The following is a 16,454-nucleotide window of genomic DNA, read 5'->3' as shown; positions in this document are numbered from 1 at the left end:
AGACCCGCCATGGAACTCACCACCGTCTGGTTCATCCTGATCGCCTTCCTGTTCGTCGGGTACTTCGTCCTGGAGGGCTTCGACTTCGGGGTCGGCATGCTCGTCGGCCTGCTGGCCAAGGACGAGAAGGAGCGCCGCGTCCTCGTCAACACGATCGGTCCCGTGTGGGACGGCAACGAGGTGTGGCTCATCGTCGGCGGCGGCGCGCTGTTCGCCGCCTTCCCCGAGTGGTACGCCACGCTGTTCAGCGGGTTCTACCTGCCGCTGTTCCTCATCCTCGTGGCGCTGATCATCCGCGGGGTCGCGTTCGAGTACCGCGGGCTACGCGAGCACCAGGCCTGGCGCGACCGCTGGGACTGGGCGATCATCGTCGGCTCGTTCCTCCCCGCACTGCTGTGGGGCGTGGCGTTCGCCAACATCGCCCGCGGCGTGCCGCTGAACGAGTCGCACGAGTACGTGGGCGGCTTCTTCAACCTGCTGAACCCGTACGCGCTGCTCGGCGGGGTCATGACCACCGCGGTCTTCCTGACGCACGGCGCGATCTTCGTGGCGCTCAAGACCGTCGGCGACATCCGGGTGCGGGCCCACGCGTTCGCGCAGCGGGTCGGCGTCGTCGCCGCGCTCCTCGCCGTGGCCTTCATCGGCTGGACGGCCGCGCGCGACGGCGACCCGGCCGTCTGGATCATCGGCGCGGTCGCCGCGGTGGCGTTCCTCGGGGCGCTGGCCGCGAGTCACGCCGAGCGGGACGGCTGGGCCTTCGTCGGCACGGCCGTCGCGATCGCGGGCGTCGTCATCATGCTGTTCGTCTCGCTGTTCCCCGACGTCATGCCGTCGACGCTCGACCCGGCGTTCAGCCTCACCACCGAGAACGCGTCGTCGACGCCGTACACCCTCAAGATCATGACGTGGGTCGCGGTGGCGTTCACGCCCATCGTGCTGATCTACCAGTCGTGGTCGTACTGGGTGTTCCGCAAGCGCATCGGCGTGCAGCACATCCCGGCGTGAGACCTCTCGACCCCCGGCTGGTCCGCCGCTCGGCCACCGTCCGCACCCACCTGGTGTGGTCGGTGGCCCTGGGCGCGCTCACCGCCGTGCTCATCATCGGCGTCTCGTGGTGCATCGCCGAGGTCGTGTCCCGTCGCTTCGACGGTCGTGAGGTGCTGCTGCTCCCGCTCGTCATCGTGGCGGCGTTCGGCCTGCGGGCCGCGATCGCGTGGGCCCACGGCGTCGTGAGCGAGCGCGCCGCGATCCGCGTGAAGGCCGAGCTCCGGTCCGAGGTCGTCGACGACCTGCTGGACCCCCGCCGCGTCGGAGCGCGACCCGAGAGCGGTCGCCTCGTCGCGCTGCTGGGCCCCGGCATGGACGCCTTCGACGGCTACGTCGGGAGGTTCCTGCCCCAGCTCGCGCTCGCGGTCATCGTGCCCACCGCGGTCGTCGCGGTCATCGCCTGGACCGACCTGCTCTCGGCGGTCATCATCGTCGTCACGCTGCCGCTGATCGGCGTGTTCATGTGGCTCGTCGGCGTGCTGACCCGCGACCGCGTGGAGCGTCGCTGGGCCGCGATGGAGCGGCTGGCCCGGCACTTCACCGACGTGCTCGACGGGCTCGTCGTGCTGAAGGTCTTCGGCCGCCGCCAGGAGCGCGGCCTCCGCGAGGTCGGCGACCGACACCGCCTCGAGACGATGCGCGCGCTGCGTCTCGCGTTCCTCTCGTCCCTGGTGCTCGAGCTCATCGCGACGATCTCGGTGGCGCTCGTGGCCGTGAGCGTGGGCCTGAGGGTCGTCGAGGGACACCTCGAGCTGCGCGACGCGATGTTCGTGCTCCTGTTGGCCCCCGAGGCGTACCTGCCGGTCCGGCGCGTGGGAACGATGTTCCACGACAGCACCGAGGGCGCGACCGCCACGGCCGAGCTGCTCGACCTGCTCGACCACGAGCGGCACGAGGGCACGCTGGCGCCGCCCGCCGGTCCCGCGCCCATCGCCGTCCGCGCCGCGCGGCTGACCCACCCCGGGCGCACGGCCGCGTCGCTCGCGGTGGACGACCTGACGGTCGAGCCGGGGGAGTTCCTCGCGGTGGTCGGACGCTCCGGCGGCGGCAAGTCCACGCTGCTGGACGTGCTGCTCGGGTTCGAGCGGCTCGACGCCGGCGAGGTGTCGGTCGGGGGCACCCCGCTCGCCGACCTCGACGTCACCGCGTGGCGCGAGTCGGTCGCGTGGGTGCCGCAGACGCCGCACCTCGTCGCCGGGACGCTCGCCGACAACGTCGCGCTGGGCCAGCCCGGCGCCTCCCGTGAGGAGATCGCGTCGGCCGCGCTGGACGCCGGACTCGACCTCGGTCTCGACCGCGTCGTCCGCGAGGGCACGACCGACCTGTCGGCGGGGGAGCGGCGCCGGGTCGCGGTGGCTCGCGCCCTGCTGCGGGCGCGGCGGTCCGGTGCCTGGCTGGTCCTGCTCGACGAGCCCACGGCCGGCCTCGACGCCCGGCACGAGGCCACCGTCCTGGCGGCGCTGCGCGACTCGGGGGCCACCGTCATCGTGGTGACCCACCGACCCGAGACCGTGGCGGCGGCCGACCGGGTCGTGGAGGTGGCCGCATGAGCCGCACGTACTCGCGTCGCACGCGCCTGGGCTTCGGCCTCGCCACTGGCGTGGCCGCGCAGCTGGCCGCCGTGGGCCTGCTGCTCGCCTCGGCGTGGCTCATCGTCCGCGCCGCCGAGCAGCCTCCCGTGCTCTACCTCATGGTCGCGATCGTGTCGGTGCGCTTCTTCGGCATCTCGCGCTCGGTGCTGCGCTACGTCGAGCGCCTCGCCACGCACGACGTCGCGCTCGCCGACGCGGTGGAGCAGCGGGTGGCGACCTACACCGATCTCGACCGCGTCGCTCCCGCCGGACTCGGCGACCTGCGTCGAGGCGACCTCGTCAGCCGCGTCGTCGCCGATGTCGCCCGGCTCCAGGACCGGCTGCTGCGACTGCGGATCCCGTGGTGGGTCGGTCTGGCCGCCACGGCGGTCGTCGTCGGGGTCGTGGCGGCCATCGACCTGAGGTCCGGACTCGTGATCGCCGTCGGCGTCGCGGTCTGCGCGCTGGCCCTGGGACGAGCCGTCGCGCTGGTCGGGGCGTCACGCAGTGGCCGCTCCGAGGCCCAAGGCCGCCTATCGGCCGAGGTCGCCGCCTCTGCGGTCGCGGCCCGGGAGCTCGTCGCCTTCGGCGCAGCGGACCGGGCTCGTGAGACCGCAGCGTCCGCGACGCGCGACGCGCAGTCGGCCCAATCCGGCGGAGCGAGCGTCGCCGGCCTGGGCTCGGCGGTCGTGCTCGCCGTCGCCGGCCTCACCGTCGCCGTCCTGGCGGCGTGGTCGGGCGGGGTCGATCCCGTGCTGGTGGGCGTCGTCCTGCTGGCGCCGATCGCGCTGATCGAGCCCTGGGACGGCTGGTCCGAGGCCGAGCGGCTGCGTCCCGAGGTCACCGCGGCCGCGGCCCGGCTCGCCGCGCTCGGCGACCTCCCGCAGCCCGTGACGGACCCGGGCTCGCCGCGAACGCTCCCGACGTCGTCCGTGCTGGTGGTCGACGAGGTCACGGTGGGCTGGGACGGACCGGTGACCCGGCCCGTCTCGTTCAAGGTCGACGAGGGCGGCACGATCGCGGTCACCGGACCGAGCGGCGTCGGCAAGTCCACGCTCGCCTACGCCCTGCTGCGGCTGCTGCCTGCCTGGCACGGCGCCATCACGCTGGGCGGGGTCGGCACGAGCGAGCTCACGGCGGCCGACGTGCGCTCGCGCATCGGCTACCTCGGGCAGGACGACGCCGTGTTCGACACGTCGATCCGCGAGAACCTGCGGATCGCCGACCCGGACGCGGACGAGCAGCGCCTGCGTGCCGCGCTCGACGCCGCCGGGCTGCTGACGGCGGTCGACGCGATGCCCCAGGGCCTCGACACGCCGGTGGGTGAGCACGGCGGCCGGCTCTCGGGCGGCGAGCGCCAGCGCCTGTGCCTCGCGCGCCTGCTGCTGGCCGACCACCGGGTGCTGGTGCTCGACGAGCCCACCGAGCACCTCGACGCGCCCACCGCCGCGGCGCTCATGGACGACGTCCTGGCCCTCGCGGGTCCCGGGGGACGCAGCCTCGTGGTGATCTCGCACAGCCCGGCCGTGCTGTCCCGGTTCGACGACGTCGTCCGCTTGTCTAGGGTGGACCCGTGACCACCACGACCCTTGTCGTCCTGATCGCCGTCGCCGTCGTCGTCCTCGGTGGCGGCCTGGCGTACCTCATCGCGAACCAGCGCCGGGAGCTCCCGCCGCCGGACGTGATGGACGAGCTGACCGAGCGCGAGATCGAGCACCCCGAGCTGCGCGAGGTCGACCTCGACGAGGTCGAGGAGCTCGAGGCCGGCGTCCTCGAGGAGGAGCCGCCGGCTCCCACGATCGAGCGTCCCGAGGCGCCGCGCGGGCGTCTGTCGCGGCTGCGCTCGCGCCTCTCGCGCTCGCAGTCGAGCCTGGGCCGCGGCCTGCTGTCCCTGCTGGGCGGCGGCGACCTCACCGAGGACCAGTGGGAGGAGATCGAGGACACCCTGCTGGCGGCCGACGTCGGCGTGGGTCCCACCACCGAGCTGGTCACGAACCTGCGTGCCCGCCTGGCCGCCGAGGGCGTCAAGGACCCCGAGCGCGCCAAGCAGGTGCTCCGCGAGGAGCTGCTCGGCCTCGTCGGGCCCTCGCTCGACCGCACGCTGCGCAGCACGGGTGACGACGGCGTGCCCGGCGTCGTGCTCGTCGTGGGCGTCAACGGCACCGGCAAGACCACCACGGTCGGCCGCCTCGCCCGCGTGCTCGTCGCCGAGGACCGCACCGTCCTGCTCGGCGCCGCCGACACGTTCCGCGCCGCCGCCGCCGACCAGCTCGAGACGTGGGGCGCCCGCGTGGGCGTGCCGATCGTCCGTGGTGACGAGGGCGCCGATCCCGCCAGCGTGGGCTTCGAGGCGGTGAAGGAGGGCATCACGACCGGGGCGGACGTGGTCCTCGTCGACACCGCCGGCCGCCTGCACACCAAGTCCGGCCTCATGGACGAGCTCGGCAAGGTCAAGCGCGTCGTGGAGAAGCAGGCCCCCGTCACCGAGGTGCTGCTCGTCATCGACGCCACCACCGGCCAGAACGGCCTCACGCAGGCTCGCGTCTTCGGCGAGGTCGTCGACGTCACCGGCATCGTCCTGACGAAGCTCGACGGCACCGCGAAGGGCGGCATCGTCATCGCCGTGCAGCGCGAGCTCGGCGTGCCCGTGAAGTTCGTCGGCCTCGGCGAGGGTCCCGACGACCTCGCGCCGTTCGAGCCCGCGGACTTCGTCGACGCGCTCCTCGACTGAGGTCCGCACCCCGCGAAACCTGCGTGTAACACGACGCGGGATGTCGAAACGAAGATGACATGTCGCGGGCGGCTCCGCGAAACCGTCGACGGCCACAGTGAGGGCCATGGATGGTTACTACGCCTGGATGCTCATGGCCACGGCCATGGTGCTCTTCATGACCGTGCCCGCGCTCGCCCTGTTCTACGGCGGCATGACCCGAGCCCGCTCGGTCCTCAACATGATGATGATGTCCTACGCGGCCGCGGCCGTCGTGGGACTCGTCTACGTCCTGTGGGGCTGGTCGATGTCCTTCGGCTCGAAGAGCGTGGGCGGCTTCTTCGCCAGCCCCTTCGAGCTGTTCGGCCTCGACGGCGTCGCCTGGGACGGATACATCGCCGTCGCGTTCCAGATGACCTTCGCGATCATCACCGCGGCGCTCATCTCCGGCGCGATCGCCGACCGCGTGAAGTTCTCGGCCTGGCTGGTCTTCCTGCCGCTGTGGGTGACGTTCTCGTACTTCCCGATCGCCCACATGGTGTGGGGCGGCGGCTTCATCCACGAGCACTTCCCGGCGCAGGACTACGCCGGCGGAACGGTCGTGCACATCAACGCGGGCATCGCGGGCGGCATCCTCGCGCTGATCATCGGCAAGCGGATCGGCTGGCCGCGTGAGCAGATGCGCCCGCACAACCTGCCCCTCACGATGATGGGCGCGGCGCTGCTCTGGTTCGGCTGGTACGGCTTCAACGTCGGCTCGATCGTCTTCACCGAGGGCGACGGCGGCGCCAAGGACACGGCGCAGTTCATGTCCGAGACGGGCGTGACCTTCATGAACACCACCGTCGCCACGATGGCCGCGATCCTGGCCTGGCTCGCGGTGGAGCGTCTGCTGCACGGCAAGGCCACCTCGCTCGGCGCGGCCTCGGGCATCGTCGCCGGCCTCGTCGCGATCACGCCGGCCGCCGGCGCGGTCAGCATCGTCGGTGCCATCGCCATCGGCGCGATCTCCGGTGCCCTGTGTGCCTGGGCGGTGGGCCTGAAGTTCCGCTGGGGCCTCGACGACTCGCTCGACGTGGTCGGCGTCCACCTCGTCGGCGGTCTCGTGGGCACGCTGCTGATCGGCCTGCTCAGCACCTCCGACGCCCCGGGCGGCATCGACGGCCTCCTCTACGGCGGCGGGCTCGGCTCGCTGGTCGACCAGACCATGGCCGTCGTGATCGCCGTCGTGTGGACCACGGTCTTCACCACGCTCATCGCGCTGGCCATCAAGCACACGATCGGGTGGCGTGTGGACGACGAGGACGAGGCCACGACCGGCATCGACTTCGCCGAGCACGGAGAGTCCGCCTACGACATCGCCGGGTCCACCGGATCCAGCTTCTGAGAACGGAGAGAATGATCGTATGAAGCTCGTGACCGCGGTGATCAAGCCGCACAAGTGGGAAGAGGTCCGCGAGGCGCTCGCCGCCTCCGGCGTGGCCGGGATGACCGTGACGGAGGCCAGCGGCTACGGCCAGCAGAAGGGCCACACCGAGGTCTACCGAGGCGCCGAGTACGACGTCTCGCTCGTGCCGAAGATCCGCCTCGAGGTCGTCGTGGACGATGCCGACGTCGAGGGCGTCGTCGCCACGATCACGTCGGCTGCCCAGACGGGCAAGATCGGCGACGGCAAGGTGTGGGTCGTCCCGGTCGAGTCGGTCGTCCGGGTCCGCACCGGCGAGACGGACGAAGCGGCGCTCTGAACGAGGAGCTCGACCGGGCTCGCCGGGGCCGGGCGGAGGAGACGGACCGGCTGCTGCGCGACTCGTTCGCCGCGGTGGCCGGGGACGTCGAGACCGGCCTGGCCCTGGCGGCCATCGGCGGCTACGGCCGCTCGCAGCTGTCGCCGCACAGCGACGTCGACGTGGTCCTGGTCCACTCCGACCACCTCGACCCGGCCGACGTCGACGCCCGCGCGGCCGACCTCTGGGGCCGGCTGTGGGAGGCGAACGTCCCGCTCGACCCCGCGGTGAGGTCGCTCGACGAGATGGAGCGGCTGGCCGCGGCGGACCACCGCGTCGCGATCGGCGTCGTCGACGCACGCTGCGTGGCCGGTGACGCCGCCGCGGTGGTGGCGATGCGCTCCACCGTGATGGCGGGCTGGCGGCGGGACGCCCGGCGCCAGCTGGCGGCCGTGCGCACGGACCGCGACGCGCGCCTCGAGCGCTCGGGCCAGCTGGCCTACGAGGCGGTGCCCGACCTGAAGGCCTCCGGGGGAGGGCTGCGCGACGCCGTCCTGCTGCGGGCGATCGCCGCGACGTGGCTCGTCGACGTCCCCGCCCGCGAGGTCGCCCAGCTGACCGCCGACCTGCTCGACGTGCGTGACCTCCTGCACGAGGTCGCCGGGAAGCGCACGGACAAGCTCGTGCCCGAGCTGGTGCCCGACATCGCCGCGCGGCTCGACCTGTCGCCGACCGACCTCGACGTGCACGTGCGCGACGTGGGGCGCCGGCTCGACCACCTCACGGCGCGCGCGTGGCGCCGCCTCGACGAGACCGACCGCAACCCGTACCGCTCGATCGGCAGCCGCGGCCCGGTGATCGAGCGGATCGTCAGCGGTGTCGGTGTCCTCGACGGCGAGATCGTCCTGACGGCCGACGCCACACCGCGGACCGACCCCGAGCTGCTCTTCCGCGTCGCCGCCACCGCCGCGCGCCGGAACCTGCCGATCAACCAGGCCTCGCTCGACCGGATGGCGCGCGAGATCAGCTGGCCGGAGGGTCCGCTCCCGGCCACGACGCACCGTTGGCTGATCGACCTGCTCTCCGCGGGGCGCCGGCTCGTGCCGGTGTGGCTCCAGCTGGACTTCGCCGGGCTCGTCGACCCGTTCTTCCCCGAGTGGGCCGGCATCCGGCTGCGGGGCTCCTCCTCGCCGATCCATCGGTTCACGGTCGACCGGCACAGCCTCGAGGCCGTCGTGAACGCCGACGAGCTCAACCGCGACGTCGCCCGCCCCGACGTGCTGGCGGTGGCCTGCCTGCTCCACGACATCGGCAAGGGCGCGCCCGGCGACCACAGCGAGGTGGGGGAGCCGATGGCGGAGGCCGTCGCGCGGCGCTGGGGCTTCGGCGACCACGACGCCGAGACCATCGGCTGGCTCGTCCGACGACATCTGCTGCTGCCCACGATCGCCACGCGGCGCGACATCGAGGACCCCGTCACGGTGACCAACGTGGCCGAGTTCGTCCCGGACGAGGACGCGCTCGACCTGCTGTCCGCCCTCACGGCCTGCGACGCCCGCGCGACGAGCGCCTCGGCCTGGAGCGACTGGCGGCGCAGCCTCGTCGAGGGGCTGGCGGGCAAGGTGCGCGCGCGGCTGCGCGGCACGACCCCGCCGCCCTCGGACGACTACGCAGGCTGGCCGGCCCACGTGCCGCTGCCCGACCTCACGGTGCCGGACGCCGACCTGCGGCTCACCGCGACCGCGCACCACGACGGCTCGCTCGTCACGATCGTCGTGCCCGACCGGCAGGGCGTCCTGGCCGACCTCGCCGGCGCGCTCACGGTGGCCGGGCTCGACATCCGCTCGTGCCGCAGCATCACGGCCGACGACGTGGCCGCCAGCCTCTGGGAGGTCACGCGGGCGCCGATCGACGCCACCGCGCTGGCCGAGCGGATCCGTCCGGTGCTGCAGGGCCGGCAGGACCTCGCCCAGCGGCTGGCCTACCGGCTCGAGCGCGACGAGTACGAGCCGCGGATCGCCGTGCTGGACACGCACGAGCAGTCGGCCACGCTGCTGCAGGTCCGCACGCTCGACCGGCGCGGGCTGGTGTGGACGGTGTGCCGCACGATCTCCGCGCTGGGGCACCACATCCGCTCGGCCCACCTGTCCACGTACGGCGACGAGGCGCGCGACGTGTTCTACGTGACGGACGACGACGGCGCCGCCCTGGACGACGATGCGGCACAGGTCCTGCGGACTGCGGTGAGCGACGCTCTCGCCTGACGGGTGCTCGGCTACTCTGGGGACCTATGTTCGATTCGCTGCAGGACCGGCTCCAGTCGGCATTCAAGGGACTCCGCGGCAAGGGCAAGCTGTCCGACGCCGACATCGACGCCGTCGCGCGTGAGATCCGCGTCGCCCTGCTCGACGCCGACGTCGCCGTGCCCGTCGTCCGCGAGTTCATCGCCAACGTCAAGGAGCGCGCCCGCGGCGCCGAGGTGAGCCAGGCGCTCAACCCGGCGCAGCAGGTCATCAAGATCGTCAACGACGAGCTCGTCCGCATCCTCGGCGGCGAGACGCGTCGCATCCGGTTCGCGAAGAACCCGCCGACCGTCATCATGCTGGCCGGCCTCCAGGGCGCGGGCAAGACCACCCTCGCGGGCAAGCTGGGTCGCTGGCTCAAGGCCCAGGGTCACTCGCCGATGCTGGTCGCGGCCGACCTCCAGCGCCCGAACGCCGTCACGCAGCTGAAGGTCGTCGGCGAGCAGGCCGGCGTCACGGTCTTCGCCCCCGAGGCCGGCAACGTCGGCGCCGCCCAGACCCAGTCGGGCACCCAGAGCATCGGCGACCCGGTCCAGGTCGCCCGCGACGCCGTCGCCGAGGCGAAGCGCTCGCTGCACGACGTCGTCGTGATCGACACCGCCGGCCGCCTCGCGATCGACGCCGAGCTGATGAAGCAGGCACGCGACATCCGCGAGGCCACGCAGCCCGACGAGGTGCTGTTCGTCATCGACGCGATGATCGGTCAGGACGCCGTCGGCACCGCCGAGGCCTTCCTCGAGGGCGTCGACTTCACCGGCGTCGTGCTGTCCAAGCTCGACGGCGACGCCCGCGGCGGTGCCGCGCTCTCGGTGCGCTCGGTCACGGGCCGCCCGATCATGTTCGCCTCCACGGGCGAGAAGCTCGACGAGTTCGACGTCTTCCACCCCGACCGCATGGCCTCGCGCATCCTCGACATGGGCGACGTCATGACGCTCATCGAGCAGGCCGAGAAGGTCTTCGACGCCGACCAGGCCGCGCAGGCGGCCGAGAAGGTCGCCGGCGGCTCGTTCACCCTGGGCGACTTCCTCCAGCAGATGGAGGCCCTGTCGAAGATGGGGTCGATGACGAAGATGCTCGGGATGCTGCCGGGCATGGGCCAGTTCAAGGACCAGCTCGCGAACTTCGACGAGAAGGACATCGACAAGATCAAGGCGATCATCCGCTCGATGACGCCTGCCGAGCGCGACAACCCCAAGATCATCGACGGTTCGCGCCGCGCCCGCATCGCTCGTGGCTCGGGCACGCAGGTCAGCGACGTCAACCAGCTCGTCACCCGCTTCTTCGAGGCCGCCAAGATGATGCAGCGGATGGCGAAGGGCGGCGGCATGCCGGGGATGGGCGGCATGCCCGGGATGCCCGGCATGGGAGCCGGCAAGCGCGCCGGCGCCAAGCAGCCGAAGCAGGCCAACAAGAAGAAGGGCAAGCGCGTGTCGGGCAACCCGGCCAAGCGCGCGGCGGCCGCGAAGGCCGAGCCCGCGAAGCCCGCCGGTGCCGGCGCGTTCGGGTTCGACCAGAACGCCGCGGCCGACGACTTCGAGCTGCCCAAGGAGCTACGCGACCTGCTCTGACGCGACGGGCGCCCGCGCCGGGCGTAGCGTGTGGGCCATGAGTCCACCGCTGGTCGTGGTCATGGGGATCTCGGGGGTCGGCAAGTCCGCGGTGGGTCACGCGGTGGCCGACCGCGCCGACGTCCCCTACGCCGACGGCGACGACTACCACCCGAAGGCCAACATCGAGAAGATGTCGGCCGGTCAGGCGCTCACCGACGAGGACCGCTGGCCCTGGCTCGAGCTGATCGGCGGCTGGCTCGCCGAGCACGACGAGGCCGGCGGCGTGATCAGCTGCTCCGCGCTGCGTCGCGTCTATCGCGGCGTCCTCACGAAGCACGCCCCGCGCACGGTGTTCCTGCACCTCGTGGGCGACCATGCGCTGATCCTGTCCCGCATGGAGGGACGCGACCACTTCATGCCGACCTCGCTGCTGGAGTCGCAGGAGGCCACCCTCGAGCCGCTCGAGGCCGATGAGAACGGCGTCGTCTTCGACGTCACCGAGACGCCCGAGCGGATCGCGGCGGCGTTCCTGCTCTGGCTGCGCACCCAGGAGGATGCCTGAATGTCCGACTCGACCCAGCTGATCCTCGCGGCCCTCATCGGCATCGCGGTCATCGTCGTGCTGATCACGGTGGCCAAGCTGCACCCGTTCCTGAGCCTGACCCTCGGCTCGCTCGCGGTCGGCGCCATGGCCGGAATGCCGATGGCCGACGTGCTGGAGAGCTTCAGCACGGGCGTCGGCGACACCGTGGCCGGCGTCGGCATGCTGATCGCCCTCGGTGCGATGTTCGGCAAGCTGCTCGCGGACTCCGGGGGAGCGGACCAGATCGTCGACACGATCATCGGGAAGTCGTCCGACCGGATGCTGCCCTGGGCGATGGCCGGCATCGGCGCGCTCATCGGCCTGCCGATGTTCTTCGAGATCGGCCTCGTGCTGCTGATGCCGGTGATCTTCCTGGTGTCGCGCCGGTCGGGGAAGTCGCTGATCGCGCTCGGCATCCCGGCCCTGGCCGGCCTGTCGGCGATGCACGGGTTCGTGCCCCCGCACCCCGGCCCGCTCGTCGCCGTGGACGCGCTGGACGCGGACCTCGGCCTCACCCTCGGTCTCGGCGTCCTGGTCGCGATCCCCACGATCATCGTCGCCGGCCCGATGTTCGCGAAGGTCGCCACGCGCTGGGTCGACATCCCGGCGCCCGACCTCTTCTCCACCGACGAGACCGTGACCCACGAGAAGCGTCCGTCGTTCGCGCTGACGCTCGCCACGGTCCTGCTGCCGGTCGTGCTGATGCTGGCCAAGACGGTCGCCGACATCATCGAGGCCGAGGGGATCATGCGGTCGACGCTCGACTTCATCGGCACGCCGCTCGTCGCCCTGCTGATCTCGGTGCTGGTGGCGCTGTTCACCTTCGGCCGGGCGGGCGGCATGGAGTGGCAGAAGATCATGGACAGCCTCGGCGCCTCGCTCGGTCCGATCGCGGGCATCGTGTTCATCGTCGGCGCCGGCGGCGGCTTCAAGCAGACCCTCATCGACACCGGCATCGCCGACGTCGTGGCGGGCTGGGTCGAGGACACGGACTTCTCCGTGCTGGTGGTGGCGTGGCTCGTGGCCGTGCTGATCCGCCTGGCGACGGGGTCGGCGACGGTCGCCACCGTCACGGCCTCGGGCATCATGGCGCCGCTCGCCGAGGGCCTCAGCACCCCCGAGGTCTCGCTGCTCGTGCTCGCGATCGGCGCGGGCTCGGTGTTCTTCAGCCACGTGAACGACGCGGGCTTCTGGCTGGTCAAGGAGTACTTCGGCATGACGGTCGGCCAGACCATCAAGACCTGGTCGCTCATGGAGACCGTGCTGTCCGTGTCCGGTCTGGTGTTCGTGCTCTTGCTGGGACTCGTAGTCTGATCGGGTGCTGATCGCGCTCCTGCGCCACCACCTGCGGCCCTACCGGGTCCCGGTCCTGGTGGTGTGCCTCTTCCAGCTGGTCCAGACCCTGGCCACCCTGTACCTGCCCGGACTCAACGCCGACATCATCGACGAGGGCGTCGCCCAGGGCGACATCGGCCACATCTGGCGCGTCGGCGGGCTCATGCTCGCGGTGACGGTGCTCCAGGTCGTGTGCAACGTCGTCGCCGTCTACGTCGGGTCGCGCGTAGCGATGGCCGTGGGCCGCGACCTGCGTGCCGCGGTGTTCGGCAAGGTCCAGTCGTTCGGCAGCCGCGAGATGGCCTCGTTCGGGCCGCCCACGCTGATCACCCGCAACACCAACGACGTCCAGCAGGTCCAGCTGCTGCTGTTCATGGGCCTGACGATGATGGTCGCCGCGCCGATCACCGGCATCGGCGGCCTCGTCATGGCGCTGCGCGAGGACGTGCAGCTGTCGGGCGTCTTCCTGATCGTGCTGCCGGTCCTCGTGATCTCGCTGGGCCTGATCATCGCGCGCATGCGGCCCCTGTTCCGGCTCATGCAGGAGCGCATCGACACCCTGAACCAGATCATGCGCGAGCAGATCACCGGGGTGCGCGTCGTCCGTGCGTTCGTGCGCGAGGATCAGGAGGCCGCGCGCTTCGCCCACGCCAACGAGCTGAACCGCCAGGTCGCCGTCGGCGCGGGTCGCCTGATGACGATCTTCTTCCCGCTCCTGATGGGGATCATGAACCTCTCGGTCGTCCTCGCGCTGTGGTGGGGCGCCTCGCGCATCGGCGCGGGCGAGCTGCAGATCGGGCAGCTGACCGCGTTCCAGCAGTACCTGATCCAGACGCTGATGGCGGTCATGATGGCCACCTTCATGTTCATGCTGTGGCCGCGGTCGGAGGTCTCGGCCGAGCGCCTCACCGAGGTGCTGCGGACCGAGCCGGCGGTCGACCTCGACCCGGAGGTGCCGTCGGTCGAGCTCACGCAGGGGCGTGTCGACGTCGACGGCGCCTCGTTCGCCTACCCGGGTGCCGAGAGCTCGGTCATCTCCGACGTGTCGCTCGTGGCGCGCCCTGGTGAGACCACGGCGATCGTGGGCTCGACGGGCAGCGGCAAGACCACGCTGCTCGGTCTCGTCGCGCGGCTCTTCGACGTGACGAAGGGGCGTGTTCTGGTCGACGGCCTCGACGTCCGCGACGTGCGACCGGCCGACGTCTGGAGCGCGATCGGCCTCGTCCCGCAGAAGGCGCTGCTGTTCACCGGCACGATCGCCGACAACCTGCGCTTCGGGCGCGCCGACGCCACCGACGAGGAGCTCTGGGACGCCCTGCGCATCGCCCAGGCGGAGGACTTCGTCCGTGCCATGCCCGAGGGTCTCGGGTCGCCCGTCAGCCAGGGCGGCTCGAACTTCTCCGGCGGCCAGCGCCAGCGCCTCGCGATCGCCCGCGCGATCGTGAAGCGCCCGCGCATCTACCTGTTCGACGACTCGTTCTCCGCACTGGACTACGCCACCGACGCGGCCCTGCGTGCGGCGCTCAAGCCCGTCACCGCCGACGCCGCCGTGGTGATCGTGGCCCAGCGGATCAGCACGATCCGCGACGCCGAGCGGATCCTCGTCCTCGACGAGGGCCGGGCGGTCGGCACGGGCACGCACGAGCAGCTCATGGAGACCTGCGAGGTCTACCGCGAGATCGTCCTGTCGCAGCTGTCGCCGGAGGAGGCCCGATGAGCTGGCACGGAGCGCCGCAGAAGCCAGCGCGGGCGACCGAGTTCAAGGCCACGTTCGGCCGCGTGTTCCGCCGTCTGCTGCGCGACCGCACGATGGTGTTCGCGCTGGCGGCGTTCGGCCTCATCGGCGTGACACTGTCGGTGATCGGCCCGAAGGTCCTCGGCCACGCCACCGACGTGATCTTCGACGGCTTCCTCTCCAGCCAGTTCCCCGAAGGGATGACGAAGGCCGAGGCCGTCGCCTCGCTGCGCGCGGACGGGCAGGACCAGCTGGCCGAGCTCGTCTCCGCCATCGACCTGAGGCCCGGCGAGGGCATCGACATGGGCCGCCTCGGCACGATCCTGGCGATCGTCACCGTGGTCTACGTCGTGTCGTCGCTGTTCATGTGGCTCCAGGGCGTCCTCGCCACCACCGTGGTGCAGCGGATGGTCGCCGACCTGCGCAACGACGTGGAGGACCAGCTCAACCACCTGCCGCTCGCGCACCTCGACCGGCAGGAGCGCGGCGAGATCATGTCGCGCACCACGAACGACCTCGACAACCTCGCGCAGTCGCTGCAGCAGACGCTCAGCCAGATGATCACCAGCATCCTCATGGTGATCGGCACGCTCGCGATGATGTTCTGGATCTCGCCGCTGCTGACGATCATCGCCCTGGTGACGATCCCCGTCGCGATCGCGATCACCGGCGCCGTCATGAAGCGCTCGCAGCCGCAGTTCGTGGCGCAGTGGACGCAGACCGGCCGCCTCAACGCGATCGTCGAGGAGTCCTTCACCGGCCACGAGGTCGTCAAGGTGTTCGGCCGCCAGAAGGTGGCCGAGGAGGAGTTCGCGGCCACGAACGACGAGCTGTTCGGGGCGTCGTTCCGGGCGCAGTTCATCTCCGGCGTGATCCAGCCGCTCATGATGTTCGTCTCGAACCTCAACTACGTCCTGGTCGCCGTGGTGGGCGGCCTGCGGGTCGCCAACGGATCGCTGTCGCTCGGCTCGGTGCAGGCGTTCATCCAGTACTCGCGCCAGTTCACGCAGCCGCTCACGCAGGTCGCCGCGATGGTGAACCTGCTGCAGTCGGGCATGGCGTCGGCCGAGCGCGTGTTCGCGTTCCTCGACGAGGAGCGCGAGCGTCCCGATCGCGTCGACGCGCCCGAGCCCGATCCGCTGCGCGGCCGCGTCGTCTTCGACCACGTGGACTTCTCGTACACCGACGAGCCGCTCATCGAGGACCTCTCGCTCGTGGCCGAGCCCGGACAGACCGTCGCGATCGTCGGACCCACCGGCGCGGGCAAGACCACGCTGACGAACCTCGTGCTGCGCTTCTACGAGGTCGACGGCGGGCGCATCACGCTCGACGGCGTCGACATCGCGGACATGAGCCGGCGCGAGCTCCGAGACGACTTCGGCGTCGTCCTGCAGGACACGTGGCTGTTCTCGGGCACGATCCGGGAGAACATCGCGTACGGCGCCGACGACCCGACGGAGGAGCAGATCCTCGCGGCGGCGCAGGCGGCCTCGGTGGACCACTTCGTGCGCACGCTGCCCGACGGCTACGACACCGTGATCACCGACGACGGCGGGGGAGTGAGCGCCGGACAGCGCCAGCTGCTCACGATCGCGCGGGCGTTCCTGGCCGATCCGGCGATCCTCGTGCTCGACGAGGCGACCAGCTCGGTGGACACCCGCACCGAGGCCCTCGTGCAGTCGGCGATGAACGACCTGCGCTCCGGACGCACCAGCTTCGTGGTCGCGCACCGGCTCTCCACGATCCGCGACGCGGACCTGATCGTCGTCATGGAACAGGGTCGGATCGTCGAGCAGGGCACGCACGACGAGCTCATCGCGGCGGAGGGCGCGTACCAGCGGCTGTACGCCGCGCAGTTCGCCTCCACGGCGCAGACACCGCCCCGATAGGCTGTGC

General features: G+C 71.6%; 12 protein-coding genes. All 12 read left to right on the top strand.

All coding sequences use genetic code 11. The annotated features are described in order from the left end of the window. Positions 1–9 precede the first annotated feature (9 nt). The 12 genes from cydB (at position 10) to BJ975_RS06905 (ending at position 16,447) form a co-directional block, all read left to right on the top strand. Positions 10–1,005 (top strand): cytochrome d ubiquinol oxidase subunit II, encoded by a 996-nt coding sequence (cydB, locus tag BJ975_RS06960; RefSeq protein ID WP_179424442.1) that lies wholly within the window; start codon positions 10–12, stop codon positions 1,003–1,005. Further along, the gene (gene cydD / locus BJ975_RS06955) at positions 1,002–2,597 is read left to right on the top strand and encodes a thiol reductant ABC exporter subunit CydD (protein ID WP_179424441.1); all 1,596 of its coding nucleotides are present in this window, start codon (positions 1,002–1,004) and stop codon (positions 2,595–2,597) included. Before cydB ends, cydD begins: the two co-directional genes overlap by 4 nt. Next, a complete protein-coding gene (gene cydC / locus BJ975_RS06950; RefSeq protein ID WP_179424440.1) occupies positions 2,594–4,195 on the top strand; it encodes a thiol reductant ABC exporter subunit CydC in 1,602 nt (533 codons plus the stop codon). The genes cydD and cydC overlap by 4 nt, the downstream gene beginning before the upstream one ends. Then, positions 4,192–5,349, top strand: a complete 1,158-nt coding sequence (gene ftsY, locus BJ975_RS06945; RefSeq protein WP_179424439.1) for a signal recognition particle-docking protein FtsY — start codon at positions 4,192–4,194, stop codon at positions 5,347–5,349. Before cydC ends, ftsY begins: the two co-directional genes overlap by 4 nt. Positions 5,350–5,455: 106 nt before the next feature. Further along, entirely contained in the window at positions 5,456–6,715 is a 1,260-nt protein-coding gene (locus BJ975_RS06940; protein WP_179424438.1) for an ammonium transporter, read from the top strand. Between the two features lie 19 nt (positions 6,716–6,734). Then, positions 6,735–7,073, top strand: coding sequence for a P-II family nitrogen regulator (locus BJ975_RS06935; protein WP_179424437.1), 339 nt, complete (start codon positions 6,735–6,737; stop codon positions 7,071–7,073). Continuing rightward, positions 7,007–9,316 (top strand): [protein-PII] uridylyltransferase, encoded by a 2,310-nt coding sequence (locus BJ975_RS06930; protein ID WP_179424436.1) that lies wholly within the window; start codon positions 7,007–7,009, stop codon positions 9,314–9,316. Before BJ975_RS06935 ends, BJ975_RS06930 begins: the two co-directional genes overlap by 67 nt. A 26-nt stretch (positions 9,317–9,342) precedes the next feature. Then, positions 9,343–10,923, top strand: coding sequence for a signal recognition particle protein (ffh, locus tag BJ975_RS06925; RefSeq protein ID WP_179424435.1), 1,581 nt, complete (start codon positions 9,343–9,345; stop codon positions 10,921–10,923). A 37-nt stretch (positions 10,924–10,960) separates the two neighbouring features. Next, on the top strand, positions 10,961–11,467 hold the full coding sequence (locus BJ975_RS06920) for a gluconokinase (RefSeq protein ID WP_179424434.1): 507 nt from the start codon (positions 10,961–10,963) through the stop codon (positions 11,465–11,467). Then, complete coding sequence (locus tag BJ975_RS06915; RefSeq protein WP_179424433.1) at positions 11,468–12,802, top strand: GntP family permease; 1,335 nt, start codon at positions 11,468–11,470, stop codon at positions 12,800–12,802. It begins immediately after the preceding gene. A 4-nt stretch (positions 12,803–12,806) separates the two neighbouring features. Next, a complete protein-coding gene (locus BJ975_RS06910; protein WP_179424432.1) occupies positions 12,807–14,540 on the top strand; it encodes an ABC transporter ATP-binding protein in 1,734 nt (577 codons plus the stop codon). Beyond that, on the top strand, positions 14,537–16,447 hold the full coding sequence (locus tag BJ975_RS06905) for an ABC transporter ATP-binding protein (protein WP_179424431.1): 1,911 nt from the start codon (positions 14,537–14,539) through the stop codon (positions 16,445–16,447). The genes BJ975_RS06910 and BJ975_RS06905 overlap by 4 nt, the downstream gene beginning before the upstream one ends. The last annotated feature ends 7 nt before the right edge of the window (positions 16,448–16,454 follow it).

The organism is Aeromicrobium tamlense, from assembly GCF_013408555.1.
GTDB classification, from domain to species: Bacteria; Actinomycetota; Actinomycetes; order Propionibacteriales; family Nocardioidaceae; genus Aeromicrobium; species Aeromicrobium tamlense.
The sequence above is the reverse complement of the archived record's forward strand: the minus strand, read 5'-3'. Positions and strand labels throughout refer to the sequence as shown.